The sequence below is a fragment of the Pseudomonas koreensis genome (genome assembly GCF_036668835.1).
Lineage (GTDB): Bacteria > Pseudomonadota > Gammaproteobacteria > Pseudomonadales > Pseudomonadaceae > Aquipseudomonas > Aquipseudomonas koreensis_I.
Genome location: NZ_JAZEVW010000007.1, coordinates 181,460 through 198,464 on the forward strand (window position 1 = coordinate 181,460; position 17,005 = coordinate 198,464).

Annotated in this window: 17 protein-coding genes; 7 read left to right on the top strand and 10 right to left on the bottom strand. The window is 60.7% G+C overall.

The genetic code is table 11. From position 1 onward, the window contains the following. Nucleotides 1-73: 73 nt before the first annotated feature. From V6F91_RS20305 to V6F91_RS20320, 4 genes are all read right to left on the bottom strand, one after another. Nucleotides 74-1,084, bottom strand: coding sequence for an alpha/beta hydrolase (locus V6F91_RS20305; protein ID WP_332767538.1), 1,011 nt, complete (start codon nucleotides 1,082-1,084; stop codon nucleotides 74-76). A gap of 35 nt (nucleotides 1,085-1,119) precedes the next feature. After that, on the bottom strand, nucleotides 1,120-1,539 hold the full coding sequence (locus tag V6F91_RS20310; RefSeq protein WP_034155242.1) for an organic hydroperoxide resistance protein: 420 nt from the start codon (nucleotides 1,537-1,539) through the stop codon (nucleotides 1,120-1,122). Between the two features lie 326 nt (nucleotides 1,540-1,865). Further along, complete coding sequence (locus V6F91_RS20315; protein WP_332767541.1) at nucleotides 1,866-2,321, bottom strand: MarR family transcriptional regulator; 456 nt, start codon at nucleotides 2,319-2,321, stop codon at nucleotides 1,866-1,868. A gap of 87 nt (nucleotides 2,322-2,408) precedes the next feature. Next, complete coding sequence (locus V6F91_RS20320; RefSeq protein WP_332767543.1) at nucleotides 2,409-3,365, bottom strand: LysR family transcriptional regulator; 957 nt, start codon at nucleotides 3,363-3,365, stop codon at nucleotides 2,409-2,411. A gap of 107 nt (nucleotides 3,366-3,472) precedes the next feature. Here V6F91_RS20320 and V6F91_RS20325 point away from each other — a divergent pair, with 107 nt between their 5' ends. Continuing rightward, a complete protein-coding gene (locus tag V6F91_RS20325) occupies nucleotides 3,473-4,222 on the top strand; it encodes a sulfite exporter TauE/SafE family protein (RefSeq protein ID WP_332767545.1) in 750 nt (249 codons plus the stop codon). On the opposite strand, the gene V6F91_RS20330 is transcribed toward V6F91_RS20325, so the two are convergent. Further along, complete coding sequence (locus V6F91_RS20330; RefSeq protein ID WP_332767708.1) at nucleotides 4,212-5,066, bottom strand: LysR substrate-binding domain-containing protein; 855 nt, start codon at nucleotides 5,064-5,066, stop codon at nucleotides 4,212-4,214. The two genes, V6F91_RS20325 and V6F91_RS20330, sit on opposite strands and share 11 nt — an antisense overlap. Nucleotides 5,067-5,163: 97 nt before the next feature. Here V6F91_RS20330 and V6F91_RS20335 point away from each other — a divergent pair, with 97 nt between their 5' ends. After that, nucleotides 5,164-5,385 carry a DUF1127 domain-containing protein gene (locus V6F91_RS20335; protein WP_090284949.1) on the top strand — a complete coding sequence of 74 codons (222 nt, stop codon included), beginning with the start codon at nucleotides 5,164-5,166 and terminating at the stop codon, nucleotides 5,383-5,385. 64 nt (nucleotides 5,386-5,449) lie between these two features. Continuing rightward, on the top strand, nucleotides 5,450-6,676 hold the full coding sequence (locus V6F91_RS20340; protein ID WP_332767548.1) for a winged helix-turn-helix domain-containing protein: 1,227 nt from the start codon (nucleotides 5,450-5,452) through the stop codon (nucleotides 6,674-6,676). Between the two features lie 98 nt (nucleotides 6,677-6,774). On the opposite strand, the gene V6F91_RS20345 is transcribed toward V6F91_RS20340, so the two are convergent. Continuing rightward, the gene (locus tag V6F91_RS20345; protein ID WP_332767550.1) at nucleotides 6,775-8,121 is read right to left on the bottom strand and encodes a class II 3-deoxy-7-phosphoheptulonate synthase; all 1,347 of its coding nucleotides are present in this window, start codon (nucleotides 8,119-8,121) and stop codon (nucleotides 6,775-6,777) included. Nucleotides 8,122-8,273: 152 nt separating this feature from the next. Between V6F91_RS20345 and V6F91_RS20350 the strand changes: the two genes are divergently transcribed. Then, entirely contained in the window at nucleotides 8,274-9,029 is a 756-nt protein-coding gene (locus V6F91_RS20350; protein WP_332767552.1) for a spermidine synthase, read from the top strand. 132 nt (nucleotides 9,030-9,161) lie between these two features. Here the strand turns inward: V6F91_RS20350 and V6F91_RS20355 are convergent, their stop codons facing one another. Next, the gene (locus tag V6F91_RS20355; RefSeq protein ID WP_332767554.1) at nucleotides 9,162-9,953 is read right to left on the bottom strand and encodes a crotonase/enoyl-CoA hydratase family protein; all 792 of its coding nucleotides are present in this window, start codon (nucleotides 9,951-9,953) and stop codon (nucleotides 9,162-9,164) included. A 420-nt stretch (nucleotides 9,954-10,373) separates the two neighbouring features. On the opposite strand from V6F91_RS20355, the gene V6F91_RS20360 reads away from it, so the two are divergent. Next, nucleotides 10,374-12,047 (top strand): DEAD/DEAH box helicase, encoded by a 1,674-nt coding sequence (locus tag V6F91_RS20360; RefSeq protein ID WP_090284939.1) that lies wholly within the window; start codon nucleotides 10,374-10,376, stop codon nucleotides 12,045-12,047. Nucleotides 12,048-12,164: 117 nt separating this feature from the next. On the opposite strand, the gene V6F91_RS20365 is transcribed toward V6F91_RS20360, so the two are convergent. Next, entirely contained in the window at nucleotides 12,165-12,932 is a 768-nt protein-coding gene (locus V6F91_RS20365) for a class III extradiol ring-cleavage dioxygenase (RefSeq protein WP_332767557.1), read from the bottom strand. 102 nt (nucleotides 12,933-13,034) lie between these two features. On the opposite strand from V6F91_RS20365, the gene V6F91_RS20370 reads away from it, so the two are divergent. After that, on the top strand, nucleotides 13,035-13,691 hold the full coding sequence (locus V6F91_RS20370) for a thiopurine S-methyltransferase (protein WP_332767559.1): 657 nt from the start codon (nucleotides 13,035-13,037) through the stop codon (nucleotides 13,689-13,691). 196 nt (nucleotides 13,692-13,887) lie between these two features. Here V6F91_RS20370 and htpX read toward each other — a convergent pair whose 3' ends face one another. Both htpX and V6F91_RS20380 read right to left on the bottom strand, forming a co-directional pair. Beyond that, nucleotides 13,888-14,775: a protease HtpX gene (gene htpX, locus V6F91_RS20375; protein ID WP_123466521.1), complete on the bottom strand. Its 888-nt coding sequence runs from the start codon at nucleotides 14,773-14,775 to the stop codon at nucleotides 13,888-13,890. 303 nt (nucleotides 14,776-15,078) lie between these two features. Then, a complete protein-coding gene (locus tag V6F91_RS20380; RefSeq protein ID WP_332767562.1) occupies nucleotides 15,079-16,290 on the bottom strand; it encodes a pyridoxal phosphate-dependent aminotransferase in 1,212 nt (403 codons plus the stop codon). 224 nt (nucleotides 16,291-16,514) lie between these two features. Here V6F91_RS20380 and msrB point away from each other — a divergent pair, with 224 nt between their 5' ends. Further along, the gene (msrB, locus tag V6F91_RS20385; RefSeq protein ID WP_208940315.1) at nucleotides 16,515-16,910 is read left to right on the top strand and encodes a peptide-methionine (R)-S-oxide reductase MsrB; all 396 of its coding nucleotides are present in this window, start codon (nucleotides 16,515-16,517) and stop codon (nucleotides 16,908-16,910) included. Nucleotides 16,911-17,005: the final 95 nt, after the last annotated feature.

Here is a 17,005-nt window from a genome sequence, read left to right on the forward strand (position 1 = left end):
GTGTCATTCAACGAAGCGTTGTCTGACCGGACGCCTTCGCGAGCAAGCTCGCTCCCCACATTGGGGTCAGTATTTATTTCAGATGTTCTTTCAGCTCTTGCGAAGCCTGCAACATCGCCGAACGCACCGCCGGCACCTGGCTGACCACGTTGAGCAAACCGTAATCGTGAATCATGCCGTTGTAACGCACCGACGTTACCGGAACACCGGCTTCGTCGAGTTTGCGCGCATACGCTTCGCCTTCATCGCGCAATACATCGGCGCTGGCGGTTTGCACCAGTGCTGGCGGCAAACCTTTCAGTTGCGCAGTGGTAGCGCGCAGCGGTGAGGCGTAGATCTCGTTACGCTGTTTGGCGTCGGTGGTGTAGCTGTCCCAGAACCACTTCATCATGTTGCGGGTGAGGAAGTGCCCCTCGGCATACTGGTTGTAGGAACCGGTATCGAAGTTGGCATCGGTCACCGGCCACAGCAACGCCTGGAATCTGATCGCCGGCGTCCCCTTGTCTTTGGCCATCAGTGCAACCACCGCGGCCATGTTGCCGCCGACACTGTTGCCGGCCACGGCCAGACGTTTGCCATCGACGTTGATCTCCTTGCCGTGTTCCGCCACCCACTTGGTCGCGGCGTAGGCCTGGTTGATCGCCACCGGGTAATGCGCTTCCGGCGACGGGGTGTAGTTGACGAATACCGCCGCCGCACCTGAACCGGCCACCAGATCGCGGACCAGCCGTTCGTGGGTCGGGAAATCCCCCAGCACCCAGCCGCCACCGTGGAAGAACATGAACACTGGCAACTCGCCCTTGACCCCGGCCGGCCGGACGATGGTCAGGCTCAACGGTTGGCCATCGACCTGGATGGTCTTCTCGCTGACATCGGCGTTTGGCAGTGTCAGTTTGGTCCCGGACTGCGCGCCGACCAGCACGGCGCGAGCATCCTTGGGCGACAGCTGCTCGATCGGCTTGCCGCTGCCGGCATTCAGCACATCGAGAAACGCCTGGGTGTTGTGTTCGACATCACCGGCGAAGGCGCTGTGCACGGACAGAGCGAGAAGGGTACCGGTCAAGACTTTGCTGAAAGTGTTCATGTTCAATTTTCCTTGTTCGGGCCGGGGCTCAGTGATTACACGGTGACGTGCAGACGGACGTCGACGTTGCCGCGGGTCGCGTTGGAGTACGGGCAGACCTGGTGAGCGGCGTCGACCAGGCTTTGCGCATCGGCTTGTTCCAGACCTGGCAGGCTGATGTGCAGGTCAATGTCCAGACCGAAGCCACCAGGGATCTGACCGATACCGACGTGGGCGGTGATCGAAGCGTCATCGGGGATCTTGCGTTTGGTCTGGCTGGCAACGAATTTCAGCGCGCCGATGAAGCAGGCCGAGTAGCCGGCAGCGAACAGTTGCTCAGGGTTGGTCGCCGCACCGCCAGCACCGCCGAGTTCTTTTGGCGTGGCGAGTTTGACGTCGAGGATGTTGTCGCTGGAGATCGCACGACCGTCACGGCCGCCAGTGGAAGTTGCGATTGCGGTGTAGAGAGTTTGCATGGTGTGAGCCTCGTTGGTGTGATGTTGTGCGCTAATTGTTTGCGCGCTAAGTAGGTGTGAGGAGAATGTATAGCGCTAATGTTTAGCGCGCAAGATAAATTTTTAAGAAAAATCCGTTTCCATTAAGTGGCAGGGTGTTGGACGGGGCTGCAAGGCTTGATTTAGAGCGGTTGGCGACGGATTTTAGATGTGAGGAATAATTTTGGCATCGCAAAAAAATTGTGGGAGCGAGCCTGCTCGCGAAAGCGGTGTGTCATTCAACGAAGTGTTGTCTGACAGGACGCATTCGCGAGCAGGCTCGCTCCCACAGGGGAATGTGGTGGGGCTTAATTCAGGCTGTCTTGCAAATGCCCGCGCAGCGCTTGCAATTCCGCTTGCAGCTTTCGCAGGCGTTCCAGGGTAAAACCGCTGGCGCCGAGGATGCACTGCGGAATGCTTTGCGCCCTGTCCCGCAGGGCCCGGCCTTGCTCGGTCAATTCGACGATGACCACGCGCTCGTCTTCGCGACTGCGTGTGCGGCTAAGCAAGCCTTCTGCTTCCAGACGCTTGAGCAGGGGCGTCAGCGAGCCCGGATCGGTGAGCAGGCGCGTGCTGATTTCTCCGACCGTCAAACCGTCCTGTTCCCACAACACCATCATCGCCAGATACTGCGGGTAGGTCAGGTTCAGCGCTTGCAGCAGCGGCTTGTAGACCTTGGTCATCATCAGCGAAGTGGAGTGCAGGGCGAAGCAGGCCTGGTTAGCCAGCAGCAGGTCGTCGCAGGTGTCGCGTTCGGAAGTCATGGTGCAAGCCTTGTTCAGTAATGCAATGAATCTAGCGCTCGAACCTTTAATGCGCCAGATAATTTTCCAGAGCCTTGAACCTGATGCCTAGTGGCGGCCCAGATCCCTTCGCAATGCCAGGTCCCAAGGAGGAACAGGATTGAAGCGGGTTTTCAGGTATTCCAGCAGCAAGCGGCTGCGCGAATGGGTCTGCTGGCCCATGCGCAAAGCGTAAATGCCTGCGGACTCTGCCTCGGGAAAGCCGTTGTCACAGAACAACGGCAGCAGTTCGCCGCGCAGCAGGTATTCGCTGGCCAGCCAGGTCGGCAGGTGGGCGATACCCAATCCGGTCAAAGCGCCACAGACCAGCGCCTCGGCATTGTTGGCGCTCAGGCGGATGCGGGCCGGACGGTGCAACTGCAGTTGCCCGTCGAGTTGAAAGCGCCAGGCGAAGGGCGGGGCGAGGCCGTCCCAGTCGAGCCCGTCGTGTTCATTCAATTGCGCGGGATGGCTCGGCACGCCACGGCGTTTCAGGTAATCGGGGCTGGCGCAGGCAATGCGCACGATGCTTGCCAGCGGCGTGGCGACCAGACGCGTGTCGGCCAGTTGCCCGGCGCGCAGGACCAGATCGACTTTGCCCAGGTTCGCCCCGTCCATGTCGATAAAGCTGTCGATCAAATGCAACTGAACATCCAGGCCCGGGTATAACAGCAGAAAGTCAGCGATCATCGGCGCCAGATGACGGCGTCCGAATGCGGCGGGGGCGTCGATGCGGATCAGGCCTTCGGGGGCACTGCTCAGCGACACCGCTTCGGCGCGGGCCAATTGCAGCTCGGCAACAATCCGCCTTGCGCGCTCGGCAAAGGCCAGCCCGGCCGGCGTTGCGCGCACCGCATGGGTGCTGCGCACGAACAGCTGGCTGCCCACCGCGCTTTCGAGATTGTCGATGCGTCGGGCGACCGCCGAAGGCGTTAATGGATGGCGGCGCGCGGCGGCGGAAAAACTGCCGCTTTCCAGTACATCGAGAAACAGCCCGAGCTGATCGGTCAATTGATTGGGGTTCATGGTGTTGGGCGCTTATGCGGAATCGGCACAGCCATTGTGCGTTGCTGTGCGTTTCCCCGCCAGCCGCGACTGCGTAGCATGGCGAGCCTGACGAAGAGGAATGTGCGGTGATGGAATTCTTGTTGTACCTGTTGTTCGGCGCCGCGCTCGGCACACTCGGCGGCATTTTCGGTATCGGCGGCGGCTTGATCGCCATTCCGTTGCTCGGCGTGTGGTTCGGGCTCGATCAGCAGATCGCCCAAGGCACGGCGCTGGTGATGGTGGTGCCGAACGTGATGCTGGCGCTGTGGCGTTATCACCAGCGCAATCGCATTGAGGTACGCCATGCGCTGCCGCTGGCGCTGATGGGCTTTTGCTTCGCCTGGCTCGGTTCGATCTGGGCGGTGGGCATCGACGCACAAACCATGCGCATCGGTTTCGTGGCCTTTCTGGTGGCGCTGTCGGCGTACAACGTGTTGAAAATGTTCGGCCCGACGCCCGCGGCGACCGCGCAAATGCGCTACTCGTGGCCGTGGCTCGGTGTGCTCGGCGCCGCTTCGGGAACCATGGGCGGTTTGTTTGGGGTGGGCGGGGCAGTGGTGGCGACGCCAGTGCTGACCAGTCTGTTCGGCACCACTCAGGTGGTCGCTCAGGGCTTGTCCCTGGCGCTGGCATTACCCAGCACTGGCGTCACCCTGGTGACTTATGCGGTGCACCACGAAGTCGACTGGATGATCGGACTGCCGCTGGCCCTCGGCGGTCTGGCCAGCATCAGTTGGGGGGTGAAAGTGGCCCACGCGATGCCGGAAAAACTCCTGCGCGGGCTGTTTTGCGGTTTCCTGGTGCTGTGTGCGGTGATGCTCGCGTTTAAAGTTTAAAGCCTTCGACGATGTGCTCGGCCAGGCATTCAGTGATCGGCGACGGATTGTTCAGATTGCGGATCAGCATAATGCTGGCCTCGGGCAGCACCGGCAAATCCTCGTCGGCGCCAAGAATGCGCATGTCTGGAGTGATCAGGCTCTCCAGTTGCGCAGTGATCGCCAGACCCGCGCTGACCACGGCCATCAACGCCGAAAGGCTGGTGCTGTTATAGGCGATGCGGTATTCGCGGCCCATCGCGTCCAGCGCATTGCACGCCCATAAACGGCAGAAACAATCACTGTTGAACATCGCCAGCGGCAACGGGGTCTGTTCGTGGGCGCTGAAATTCTGCGCCTCGGCCCAGACAAATCGCTCCTTGCGCAACAATTGGCCGATCTCGTTACCCGGCTCGCGGGTGACGATCGACAAATCCAGATCGGTGCGCTGCAGCAACTGTTTGGTCGACTCGCAATGCACCTCGATCTGGATCAGTGGATAGAACTGCGCAAACCGCGAGAGAATCCCCGGCAGAAAACGCATCACGTAATCATCCGGCGTGCCGATGCGTACGGTGCCGACCATGTGCGGCTCGCGCAAGGTGTTGAATACCTCGCTGTGCAACTTGAGGATGCGCCGCGCATAGCCGAGCAACACCTGGCCTTCGGCGGTGAGGCGCACCTGACGGCCATCGCGCTCGAACAACTGGCGCTGCAACACGTCTTCTTCCAGACGCTTCATCTGCATGCTCACCGCCGATTGCGTGCGGTTGACCATCTCGCCGGCGCGGGTGAATCCGCCCTGATCGGCAATCGCCACAAAGGTGCGCAGGACATCGGTATCGATACTGGGGTAGGCGGACAATTGATGAATCTCCGTGATGCATGCCATCAGAAACATTCGTTGGATTGATCTTAGCGCCGGGACGAGACTTGAGCCATCCACAAAGGGAGGCAAGACGATGAAAGGTCAAAGAGAGTATGTGAACCAGGAACAGCTGTCCGGCCACGGCCATATCGTTTCCGATCTGCTGCACAAGTTTAGCCGCTGGTACGAACTGCACCGTGAACGCGAGTTGCTCGCCAGTCTGAGTGACGAAGCGTTGAAGGACATCGGTGTCAGTCGTGCCGACGTTGAGCACGAGGCGGTGCGGCCGTTCTGGGACGATCCGATGCATAAATGATGAGGTCATCGCTACACAAACCCCTTTCAGGTGAGGTAGGTTGCGAGCAGACATGGAGGAATAAATGCCCGCAACAATGTCCTTTTCCCTCAAACAGGCGCGACGTCTGGCGCTGGCTGCCCAAGGGTTCAACGGGCGCCAGCCGCCGACCCTCAACGCGAACCATCTCAACCGGCTGATCGAACGCCTCGGTCTGCTGCAAATCGACTCCGTCAACGCCGTGGTGCGCTCGCACTACCTGCCGCTGTTTTCCCGTCTCGGTGCCTATTCCTCTGAGTTGCTCGACCAGGCTGCCTGGAGTTCGGGGCGTCGGCGCACGCTGTTCGAATACTGGGGCCATGAAGCGTCGCTGCTGCCGCTGTCGATGTACCCGTTGCTGGGCTGGCGCATGCAGCGCGCCAGACGCGGCGAGGACATTTATCAGCAACTGGCGAAGTTCGGTCGCGAACAGCAAGAGACGATTCGTCGGGTGCTGGCGACGGTTGAAGAGCAGGGCGCCTTGGGCGCTGGCAGTCTGTCGACCCGTGAAGACAAGGCCGGCCCGTGGTGGGACTGGAGTGCGGAAAAGCTTGCGCTGGAATGGTTGTTTGCCGCCGGTGAAGTGACCGTGGCCGGGCGACGCGGTTTTGAGCGTTTGTATGATTTGCCCGAGCGGGTGATCCCCGCGGCGATCCTGCAGCAGCCGATGCCCGACGAAGCCGAGGCGCAACGCGGACTGTTGCTGCACGCGGCGGGGGCGTTGGGCGTGGGTACGGAAAAAGATCTGCGTGATTATTTCCGCTTGAGCCCGACGGATGCGCGGCCGCGCCTGGCCGAGCTGGTCGAGGCGGGGCAATTGCAGAGGTGCGAAGTCGCCGGTTGGCAGCAAATTGCCTATTGCCTGCCGCAACCCAAGGTGCCGCGCAAGGTTATCGCCAGTGCGCTGTTGTCGCCGTTCGATTCGCTGATCTGGGAACGCAGCCGCACCGAGCGCCTGTTCGATTTTCGCTATCGGCTGGAGATTTACACGCCGGAACCCAAGCGGGTCTATGGCTATTACGTGTTGCCGTTTTTGCACAACGAACGGATCGCCGCACGGGTCGATCTGCGCGCCGAGCGAGCGGCGGGGCAGTTGGCAGTGCATGCGGTGCATGAGGAAGAACCGGGGCTGGACGAGGAGGGCATGCTGGCGCTGGCGGTGAATTTGCGCAGGATGGCGATTTGGCTGGGACTGGCGCGGGTGCAGCTCAATTGTCAGCGCGAGAGTGCGGCGCGGCTCAGAGTCGCGTTCGCGCAGGTTGAGGGTGTCTGAGCTGGCCCCTTCGCGAGCAAGCTCGCTCCCACATTGGTTTTGTGTAGGCCACAGGTCCTGTGTGGGAGCGAGCTTGCTCGCGAAGATGGCGACTCGGTCTAGCGGCGGACTTGTTTCAAAGTTTCGGCAATCAAAAACGCCAGTTCCAGCGACTGATCAGCATTCATCCGCGGATCACAATGGGTGTGATAACGGTCCGACAAGCCATCCTCGGTAATCGGCCGCGCACCACCGATGCATTCGGTGACGTTCTGCCCGGTCATCTCGATATGAATGCCGCCGGCGTAGCTGCCCTCGGCTTCGTGCACCTGGAAGAACTGCTTCACTTCACCAAGGATCTGCGCAAAATCGCGGGTCTTGTAGCCGCTGCTGGCCTTGATGGTGTTGCCGTGCATCGGGTCGGAGCTCCACAGCACTTGCTTGCCTTCACGCTGCACCGCGCGGATCAGCGCTGGCAAATGATCGCCGACCTTGTTCGCGCCCATCCGCGCGATCAGGTTGAGACGGCCGGGATCGTTGTCCGGGTTGAGCACATCGATCAGGCGGATCAGATCGTCAGGGTTCATGCTTGGGCCGACTTTCACGCCAATCGGGTTGTTCACTCCGCGCAGGAACTCCACATGCGCGCCATCGAGCTGGCGGGTGCGGTCGCCGATCCACAGCATGTGCGCCGAGCAGTCGTAGTAATCGTTGGTCAGGCTGTCGCGGCGCACGAAAGCTTCTTCGTAGTTCAGCAGCAGCGCCTCGTGGGCGGTGAAAAAACTGGTCTCGCGCAGTTGCGGCGAGCTGTCCATGCCGCAGGCGCGCATGAACGCCAGGGTTTCATCGATGCGGTCGGCGAGGTGGCTGTACTTCTCGGCCAGCGCCGAGTTGGCGATGAAGTCCAGGTTCCACTTGTGCACTTGATGCAGGTCGGCAAAACCGCCCTGAGCAAAGGCGCGCAGCAGATTCAGCGTCGCGGTGGACTGGTGATAGGACTGCAGCAGGCGTTCCGGATCGGGCACGCGGCTCTTTTTGTCGAAACCGATGCCGTTGACGATATCGCCGCGATAAGCCGGCAGCGTCACGCCTTCAATCGTCTCATCGTTGGCCGAGCGCGGTTTGGCGAACTGACCGGCCATTCGCCCGACTTTGACCACCGGGCAACCGGCGGCGAAGGTCATGACGATCGCCATTTGCAGCAACACTTTGAACGTGTCGCGAATCTTGGCTGCGGAGAATTCGGCGAAGCTTTCTGCACAATCGCCGCCCTGCAACAGAAAGGCCCGACCCTGAGTGACTTCGGCGAACTGGCGGCGCAGCTCGCGCGCTTCGCCGGCGAACACCAGTGGCGGGTAGCTGGCCAAAGTTTGCTCGACCTGGCGCAGGTGCGCGGCGTCGGGGTATTGCGGTTGTTGCTGGATCGGCAGGGCGCGCCAGCTGTCAGGGCTCCACGGTTGGCTCATCACGGTCTCGAAATTTCATACGCAGGGAAACGCCATGGTAGCAGCAATTAGTGCGTGACCTGTTCCCGCCCCATCACCGACAATTGCCGCTTTGCCACGGCACCACAGCAGTGCCATCGCGTCACCGCGCCCGGTGACCATCAGGAGACGAAATGACTGAGGAGCGCGTCGAGCATCTGCTCGCCGAAGTACAGGATGAGTTCGGCGTGATTCGCGTGCTGGAAGTGGCCGACTACCGCTTTCTCGAATTCGGCGATGCCATCGAACAAAGCTGCGTGTTTACCGCCGATCCGAGCTGGCTCGAATATGACTACACCCGCGCCATGCTGATTGGCGCGCTGTGTCATGAACAGCCGGAAAGCGCGCTGTTTCTCGGCCTCGGCGCCGGCACGCTGACCCAGGCCTGCCTGAAATTTCTGCCGCTGGAAGACGTCGAAGCCATCGAACTGCGCCCCGATGTGCCGCGCCTGGCAATCGAATACCTGGGGCTGGATGACGATCCGCGTTTGTACATTCGGGTCGGCGATGCCCTCGATTTGCTGCCGAGCGCAGAACCGGCGGACCTGATTTTTGTCGACCTCTATACTGACGTCGGCCCGGGCGTCGGGCATCTGGCCTGGAGCTTTCTCGGCGACTGCCAGAAGCGCCTGAATGCGGGCGGCTGGCTGGTGATCAATCAATGGGCGACGGATGACGGCAAGCCGCTGGGCGCGGCGTTGCTGCGCGGGCTCTATCACCGGCATTACTGGGAGCTGCCGGTGAAGGAGGGCAATGTGATTCTGATTGTTCCGGCGGATCTGGATCAGGTGCTCGACATGCAGGCGCTGACGGCACGGGCGCAAGCGCTGGCGCCGCGGTTGGGCTATTCGTTGCAGTCGTTGATCAACAGTATTCGCCCGGCCACTTGAGTTGTCAGTGCCGACCCCTTCGCGAGCAAGCTCGCTCCCACAGTGACCGAGTCGTTCACAGCTTTCCTGTACGACGCAAACCCTGTGGGAGCGAGCTTGCTCGCGAGGGCGGCATCACGAACGCTGCAACTTTCAAACCCCTTTGAAAACCCCAGGCCGCCGCTCTACCAGCGACCTCACCCCCTCCTTGGCATCTTCACTGTTCAATAACTTTTTCACCAGTGCAGGCAGTCCCTGTGCCGCCGCCATTTCTCCTTCATACCGCGCCTGCCGTGCCGACATCAAAGTCGCCTGCACGCCCAGCGGCGCCTGCCGGGCAATCCGTTCGGCCAGCTCGATCGCCCGGGGCAATAGATCTTCGCTGGCCATCACTTCCTGCACCAGGCCCAGATGCAACGCATCGTGAGCATCAAATTCATCCCCGGTCAGCAGCCAGCGCATCGCGTTACCCCAACCGGCGATCTGCTGAAAACGTAATGTCGCGCCGCCAAAAGGAAAGATCCCACGCTGCACTTCCATTTGCGCGAAGCGGGTATTGCTGGCGCAAAGGTTGATGTCTGCAGCCAGCATCAGCTCGATGCCGATGGTCAGGCAGTAACCCTGCGCGGCGACGATCACCGGTTTGCTCACTCGTGGCCCGACGAACACGCCCCACGGATCGCAACCGCCGTTCGGCACCTGCCAGCCTTCAGCGAGAGCAGCGCTGGCGTTGAGCAGATCCAGGCCGGCGGTGAAATGTTCGCCATGACCGAACACCACCGCCACCCGCGCGTCGCTGTCTGCCTCGAATTCGCCATAGGCCAGACTCAAATCATTCAGCAGGTCCAGATCAAAGGCGTTGCGTTTGGCGGCCCGATCGAGGCCGATCAGGTGGACGTGACCGCGTCGTTCGCGGCTGACGCGGCCGGGGCAGGGTTGATTCATGGCTGAATCCTCGGGCGGGAAGAGCGGCGCCGCGACGGTATGTCACAGCTCGATGAATCGTTTAAGCGGCATCGCACGCCGGGGCGGGCCTTTGCAAAATAGACCCTGGCGCGATTATCTGCAAAACCCCGTTACACAGCGCTGACACAGCGATACGGCCGATAAAAAAAGCTCCCTTTTCGGGCAAAATCCGGTATAGTGCGCGCCGGCCTTTAACCGGGCCGCGTTTAGGTAGCGCAATTTCCCGAAGTCAGCTTCGGCTGCACGTCCGCACTGCGGGCTCTTCCTTGACGATCCATCTTCATTCATTCGTTTTCGCAAATCCCCGCCGACAAAGCTGCCAGGGCGACTCTTGAGTCTCAACACGGCATGCGCAGCTTTGGAGCATGGGTCTTTGCGGATGCACTTAGAGGCAGACCCATGACCCAGGAAACCGGCGGATTCGCCGCTTTTAATCTCAACCCGAATATTCTTGCAGCCGTCGCAGCGACTGGCTACGAAGAGCCTTCGGCGATTCAGCAGCAATCGATCCCGATCATCATGGCCGGCCAGGACATGATTGGCCAGGCGCAAACCGGTACCGGTAAAACCGCCGCGTTCGCACTGCCTATCCTGCACCGCATCGATCCTGCCAAGCGCGAACCGCAAGCCCTGATCCTGGCGCCAACCCGAGAGTTGGCGCTGCAAGTAGCAACCGCTTTTGAAACCTACGCCAAGCAAATGCCAGGCGTTACTGTCGTGGCTGTTTACGGCGGCGCGCCGATGGGCCCGCAACTCAAGGCTATCCGTAATGGCGCACAGATCGTTGTCGCCACTCCGGGTCGTCTGTGTGACCACCTGCGTCGCGACGAGAAAGTCCTGTCGACCGTGAACCATCTGGTTCTCGACGAAGCGGACGAAATGCTGAAACTGGGCTTCATGGATGACCTGGAAGTCATCTTCAAGGCTCTGCCAGCGACCCGTCAGACCGTTCTGTTCTCGGCGACCCTGCCGCAGTCGATCCGCGCCATTGCCGAACGCCACCTGCGCGATCCGCAACACGTCAAGATCCAGACCAAGACCCAGACCGTTACCGCGATCGAACAGGCTCACCTGTTGGTTCACGCTGACCAGAAGACTTCGGCCGTGCTCAGCCTGCTGGAAGTCGAAGACTTCGACGCGCTGATCATGTTCGTGCGCACCAAGCAAGCGACTCTGGATCTGGCCAGCGCCCTCGACGCCAAAGGCTACAAAGCCGCGGCGCTGAACGGTGACATCGCCCAGAACCAGCGTGAGCGCGTGATCGACTCGCTCAAGGATGGCCGTCTGGACATCGTTGTCGCCACCGACGTTGCTGCCCGTGGTCTGGACGTTCCGCGCATCACTCACGTGTTTAACGTTGACATGCCGTACGATCCGGAATCCTACGTGCACCGTATCGGCCGTACCGGCCGTGCCGGTCGCGAAGGTCGTGCGCTGCTGCTGGTGACTCCGCGTGAGCGCCGCATGCTGCAAGTGATCGAGCGTGTCACCGGTCAGAAGGTTGCTGAAGTCCGCCTGCCGGACGCTCAGGCCGTTCTCGATGCACGCATCAAGAAACTGACCAACAGCCTGTCGCCACTGGTTGGCGATGCCGAGTCGACCCACGGTGATCTGCTCGATCGCCTGACTGCTGACATCGGTTGCACCCCGCGTGCACTGGCTGCAGCCCTGCTGCGCAAAGCTACCAATGGTCAAGCGCTGAACCTGGCGGCGATCGAGAAGGAGCGTCCACTGGTGCCGAACAACGCACCGCGTGGCGACCGTCCTGAGCGTTCCGGTGATCGCCCTGATCGTGGTGACCGCGAGCGTCGCGCGCCAATGCCTCTGGGCGAAGGCCGTGCTCGTTGCCGTACCGCGCTGGGCGCGCGTGACGGTATCGCAGCGAAAAACCTGCTGGGCGCGATCCTCAACGAAGGTGGCCTGGCCCGCGAAGCGATCGGTCGCATCCAGGTGCGTGACAGCTTCAGCCTCGTCGAGCTGCCGGAAGATGGTCTGGACAAACTCCTGACCAAACTGAAGGACACTCGCGTTGCCGGCAAGCAGCTGAAACTGCGTCGCTACCGCGAAGATTGATCCGCCCTCGGGCTGATTGATCGCACATAAAAAATCCCCGACTGGTTCGGGGATTTTTTTTGCCTGTCTTTCGGGTTCACAAAAAAACCTGTGGGAGCTAGCCTGCTGGCGATGGCGTCAGCCAAAACGATAGATATCCATCCCCAACGCCCCCATCGTGAACCCCTTGTGCGCCACACTGAACTCACCCCCGGCACCCCGCGCAAAGTACAGCGGCAACAAATGCTCTTCACTCGGGTGACTGCGCACGGCATTCGGCGCCTGCTGGCGGTAATCATGCAGCGCCGTCTCATCATCGGCAGCGAGCTTGCCGATGACCCAGTCACGAAATTCCTTCGCCCACGGCTCGACGCTCTCGGGGCCGGCATGCCAGTCGAGTTCGCGCAGGTTGTGAGTGATGCTGCCAGAGCCGATCAGCAGAATGCCCTGATCGCGCAGGCTCGCCAGCGCTCGGCCAACCCGCGTTTGCAGCGCCGGCCCCGCGTGGCTCGGCAGCGACACCTGCACCACCGGAATGTCCGCTTGCGGATACATCAGCGACAGCGGTACCCAGACGCCATGATCGAACGGGCGTTGCGGGTCGAGGCGCGCCGGCAGGTGGTTTGCGGTCAACAGGGCGGCGACTTCAGCGGCCAGTTGCGGATTGCCTGGTGCCGGGTATTGCACCTCGAACAATGCGCGGGGAAAACCGCCGAAGTCGTGCCGGGTTTCCGGTTGCGGGTGACTGCTGACCAACAACTCCTGGCTTTCCCAGTGCGCGGAAACGATCACAATGGCTTTGGGTTTTGTCAATTCAGCCGCCAGCCGCGCCAGTGCCGGGCCGCTGGCACCGGGTTCCAGAGCGAGCATGGGCGAGCCATGGGAAATGAACAGGCTGGGCAACATAGGGGAGTCCTGAAGGTTAAGATGGCTCATCTTCGGTCAGTTGACTGATTTGAATCTAATATAAGTTTTCGCGGTTTTTCATCGATTTTTCGGGAGTGATGCATGCAGCCTGAGTTTTGGTACAAGAAATGGGATTCCAACCAGATCGGCTTTCATCAGCCCGAGGCCAACCCGTATTTGCAGCGCTATTGGCCCGACCTGTCGATTGAGCCCTCGGCGCGCGTGCTGGTGCCGCTGTGCGGGAAAAGCCTGGATTTGCTGTGGCTTGCCGAGCGCGGCCATCAGGTGCTCGGGATTGAGTTGTCGGAAAAAGCCATCGAGGATTTTTTCAGCGAGCACAAGGTTGAACCGCAGATCAGCCAGAAGGGCGCTTTCAAGATTTACCACAGTGATGCCTTTGAGCTGTGGTGCGGGGACTTTTTTGCGCTGACGGCGCAGGATGTTGCCGGTTGCACGGCGTTGTACGACCGCGCCGCGCTGATCGCGTTGCCGGCGCCGATGCGTGAGCGTTATGCCGAGCATTTGCAGCAGATCCTTGCGCCGGGCGTGCAGGGAATGTTGATCACTCTCGATTACCCGCAGGCGCAAATGCCCGGGCCGCCGTTTGCGGTGGATGATGAAGAGGTGCAGCGGTTGCTCGGTGAGGGCTGGCAGGTGCAGAGGCTGGAAGAACAGGATGTGTTGGCCGAAAGCCCGAGGTTTTCCGATGCGGGGGTGACGGAGTTGCTGGAGCGGGTTTACCGCATCTCAAGCCGATAGGTTTTGTCGCACTTACTGGCCTCATCGCGAGCAAGCTCGGTCCCACAGGTATTGATGGTGTACACAAAATCTGTGTTCCACAACCAGCCCTGTGGGAGCGAGCTTGCTCGCGATGAGGCCGGCACTCGCGACGCATAACCCCGAGATATAAAAAAGGCCCGCATCACTGCGGGCCTTGTTTTTATCACTTTCGGAATCAACCGCGACGACGCAGCGCGTCAATACGCTCTTCCAGCGGCGGGTGGCTCATGAACATGCGGGCGAAGCCCTGTTTGATGCCACCGTTGATACCAAACGCATTCAGGGTGTCCGGCATGTGCACCGGCAGGCCCTGTTCGGCGCGCAGGCGTTGCAGGGCGCCAATCATCGCGTTGGTGCCGGCCAGACGGGCGCCGGCTTCGTCGGCGCGGAATTCGCGCTTGCGCGAGAACCACATGACGATCGCGCTGGCGAGAATGCCCAGCACCAGCTCAGCGAAGATGGTCGCCACGTAGTAGGCGATGCCCTGGCCTTCTTCGTTCTTGAAGATCACCTTGTCGACGAAGTTGCCGATGATCCGCGCAAAGAACATCACGAAGGTGTTCACGACGCCCTGGATCAACGCCAGCGTGACCATGTCGCCGTTGGCCACGTGGCCGATCTCGTGGGCCAGTACGGCTTTGACTTCATCAGGCGAAAACCGCTCGAGCAGGCCCTGGCTGACCGCGACCAGCGCGTCGTTCTTGTTCCAGCCGGTGGCGAAGGCGTTCGCTTCGTAGGCCGGGAAAATACCGACTTCGGGCATCTTGATCCCGGCTTCGCGGGACAGTTGCTCGACGGTTTGCAGCAGCCATTGTTCATGCCGGGTCCGCGGCTGGCTGATGATCTGGGTGCCCGTGCTCATCTTCGCCATCCACTTGGAGATGAACAGCGAGAACAGCGAGCCGGCGAAACCAAAGACGGCACAGAAAACCAGCAGCTGACTGAGGTCGAGGTCGACCCCGTTGGCCGCCATGAACCCGTTGAAGCCGAACAGGCTCAGGGTGATGCTGGCTATCAGCACGACCGCCAGGTTGGTGGCCAAAAACAGCAGGATGCGCATCATGGTTGTAGAAATCTCCTCAAGCTAAAGATGTAGCGTACTGCGGGGTATATAAGGTGCTGCACCGGGCTATTCAACTGGGTGACTATTTCAAACTGTGTCCTACACCGAATTCCCCGGTATCGGGCACATTTCCCACGTCGTATCAGGACAAGGATGACGAGCAGCCGCGACCCGTCGCCATTACCCCGGACGCTGTCAGCGGGCACGAAACGCAAGTGTAGAAGGCATAAGCGCAGGCGCAGCGCAGAAGTGTTGCTGAATCAGACAGTGCGCAACATTCAGCCGTTGCGCACTGCTGGCCAGTTACTGGCGGTAGGACTTGAGGAAGTTGCCGATGCGGCCGATGGCCATTTCCAGATCGTCGACGCGGGGCAGGGTGACCACACGGAAGTGGTCCGGCCATGGCCAGTTGAATGCCGTGCCTTGCACGACCAGCAGCTTTTCCGAAAGCAGCAGGTCGAGGACAAATTTCTCGTCGTTGTGGATCGGGCAGACTTTCGGGTCGATTTTCGGGAACGCATACAGCGCGCCCATCGGCTTGACGCAACTCACGCCAGGAATGTCGTTGAGCAGTTCCCAGGTGCGGTTGCGCTGTTCCAGCAGGCGACCCTGCGGCAGCACCAGATCATTGATGCTCTGATAGCCGCCCAGCGCAGTCTGGATCGCGTGCTGGCTCGGCACGTTGGCACACAGGCGCATGTTGGCCAGCATGTCGATGCCTTCGATGTAGCTCTGCGCGTTGTGCTTCGGCCCGGAAATGGCGATCCAGCCCGAGCGGAAACCGGCCACGCGGTAGGACTTCGACAGACCGTTGAAGGTCAGGCAGAGCAGGTCCGGCGCCAGCGAGGCGGTGCAGACGTGCACGGCATCGTCATAGAGGATCTTGTCGTAGATCTCGTCGGAGAACACCACCAGATTGTGCGCCCGGGCGATTTCCAGCATGCCCAGCAGCACTTCCTTCGAATACACCGCGCCGGTCGGGTTGTTCGGGTTGATGATCACCATCGCCTTGGTATTCGGGGTGATCCTGGCCTTGATGTCGGCCAGATCGGGGAACCAGCCGGCGCCCTCGTCGCACAGGTAGTGCACGGCGTTACCGCCGGCGAGGCTGACGGCGGCGGTCCACAGCGGGTAATCCGGGGCCGGCACCAGCACTTCGTCGCCGTTGTTGAGCAGCGCCTGCAGCGACATCACGATCAGCTCGGACACGCCGTTGCCCAGGTAGATGTCTTCGATGCCGACACCTTCGACGTTTTTCTGCTGGTAATACTGCATGACTGCCTTGCGCGCACTGAACAGGCCTTTGGAGTCGCTGTAGCCTTGCGCGGTCGGCAGGTTGCGGATCACATCCTGAAGAATTTCGTCCGGCGCTTCGAAACCGAACGGTGCCGGGTTGCCGATGTTCAGCTTGAGGATGCGCTGGCCTTCCTCCTCCAGACGTTTGGCGTGCTTGAGCACCGGGCCGCGAATGTCGTAGCAGACGTTGGCGAGCTTGTTCGATTTGCTGAACTGCATGGCGATGTGATCCTGAAAATGAACGATCCAGGCGGCGAATGGACAACCGTACTGGGAATCCTGCGTCTTCACACAGGCGGACCGATCGAGCCGCGGCTCGGATAATCCGTTTGAATGCGACCGGTCTGGCTGCCAGACTGGTGCGTGACGAGGCGCAATCATACGTGCCGCCCGATCCGTGGAAAAGGTACAGATCGGGCTTTTTCAGCCGCTGAGGTGTGATGATGGAAAAGATGCAGAAAACCCTGGAAGAATGGAAAGCCATGCTCGATCCGGAGCAGTACAACGTGTGCCGCCTCAGTGCCACCGAACGCCCGTTCTCCGGCAAATACAACGACACCAGGACCGATGGTGTCTATCACTGTGTCTGCTGCAACGAGCCACTGTTCGATTCGAAAACCAAATTCGACTCCGGCTGCGGCTGGCCAAGTTTTTATGAGCCGATCGGCGCAAGCGCGATGACCGAAATCCGTGACACCAGCCACGGCATGATCCGTACCGAAGTGAAATGCGCGCGCTGCGATGCGCATCTGGGCCATGTATTTCCTGACGGCCCGCCACCGACCGGTCTGCGCTACTGCATCAACTCGGTGTGCCTGAATCTCGAGCCACGCGAGTAAGCGTCAACAGGGCGACCGCCGGGTCGCCTTTTTATCGAGTAATTAAATTGCACACAATTGAATTGCTCGCTATGTTTGGACTTTGCCGACCCTTC

Excerpts from the sequence above, each read along its gene's own strand:
- V6F91_RS20370 (WP_332767559.1), top strand. The coding sequence starts at position 13,035 with ATGCAGCCTGAGTTTTGGTACAAGAAATGGGATTCCAACCAGATCGGC.
- V6F91_RS20380 (WP_332767562.1), bottom strand. The coding sequence starts at position 16,290 with ATGCAGTTCAGCAAATCGAACAAGCTCGCCAACGTCTGCTACGACATT.
- V6F91_RS20305 (WP_332767538.1), bottom strand. The coding sequence starts at position 1,084 with ATGAACACTTTCAGCAAAGTCTTGACCGGTACCCTTCTCGCTCTGTCC.
- V6F91_RS20335 (WP_090284949.1), top strand. The coding sequence starts at position 5,164 with ATGAAAGGTCAAAGAGAGTATGTGAACCAGGAACAGCTGTCCGGCCAC.
- htpX (WP_123466521.1), bottom strand. The coding sequence starts at position 14,775 with ATGATGCGCATCCTGCTGTTTTTGGCCACCAACCTGGCGGTCGTGCTG.
- V6F91_RS20345 (WP_332767550.1), bottom strand. The coding sequence starts at position 8,121 with ATGAGCCAACCGTGGAGCCCTGACAGCTGGCGCGCCCTGCCGATCCAG.
- V6F91_RS20355 (WP_332767554.1), bottom strand. The coding sequence starts at position 9,953 with ATGAATCAACCCTGCCCCGGCCGCGTCAGCCGCGAACGACGCGGTCAC.
- V6F91_RS20340 (WP_332767548.1), top strand. The coding sequence starts at position 5,450 with ATGCCCGCAACAATGTCCTTTTCCCTCAAACAGGCGCGACGTCTGGCG.
- V6F91_RS20315 (WP_332767541.1), bottom strand. The coding sequence starts at position 2,321 with ATGACTTCCGAACGCGACACCTGCGACGACCTGCTGCTGGCTAACCAG.
- V6F91_RS20360 (WP_090284939.1), top strand. The coding sequence starts at position 10,374 with ATGACCCAGGAAACCGGCGGATTCGCCGCTTTTAATCTCAACCCGAAT.
- V6F91_RS20320 (WP_332767543.1), bottom strand. The coding sequence starts at position 3,365 with ATGAACCCCAATCAATTGACCGATCAGCTCGGGCTGTTTCTCGATGTA.
- msrB (WP_208940315.1), top strand. The coding sequence starts at position 16,515 with ATGGAAAAGATGCAGAAAACCCTGGAAGAATGGAAAGCCATGCTCGAT.
- V6F91_RS20365 (WP_332767557.1), bottom strand. The coding sequence starts at position 12,932 with ATGTTGCCCAGCCTGTTCATTTCCCATGGCTCGCCCATGCTCGCTCTG.
- V6F91_RS20310 (WP_034155242.1), bottom strand. The coding sequence starts at position 1,539 with ATGCAAACTCTCTACACCGCAATCGCAACTTCCACTGGCGGCCGTGAC.
- V6F91_RS20350 (WP_332767552.1), top strand. The coding sequence starts at position 8,274 with ATGACTGAGGAGCGCGTCGAGCATCTGCTCGCCGAAGTACAGGATGAG.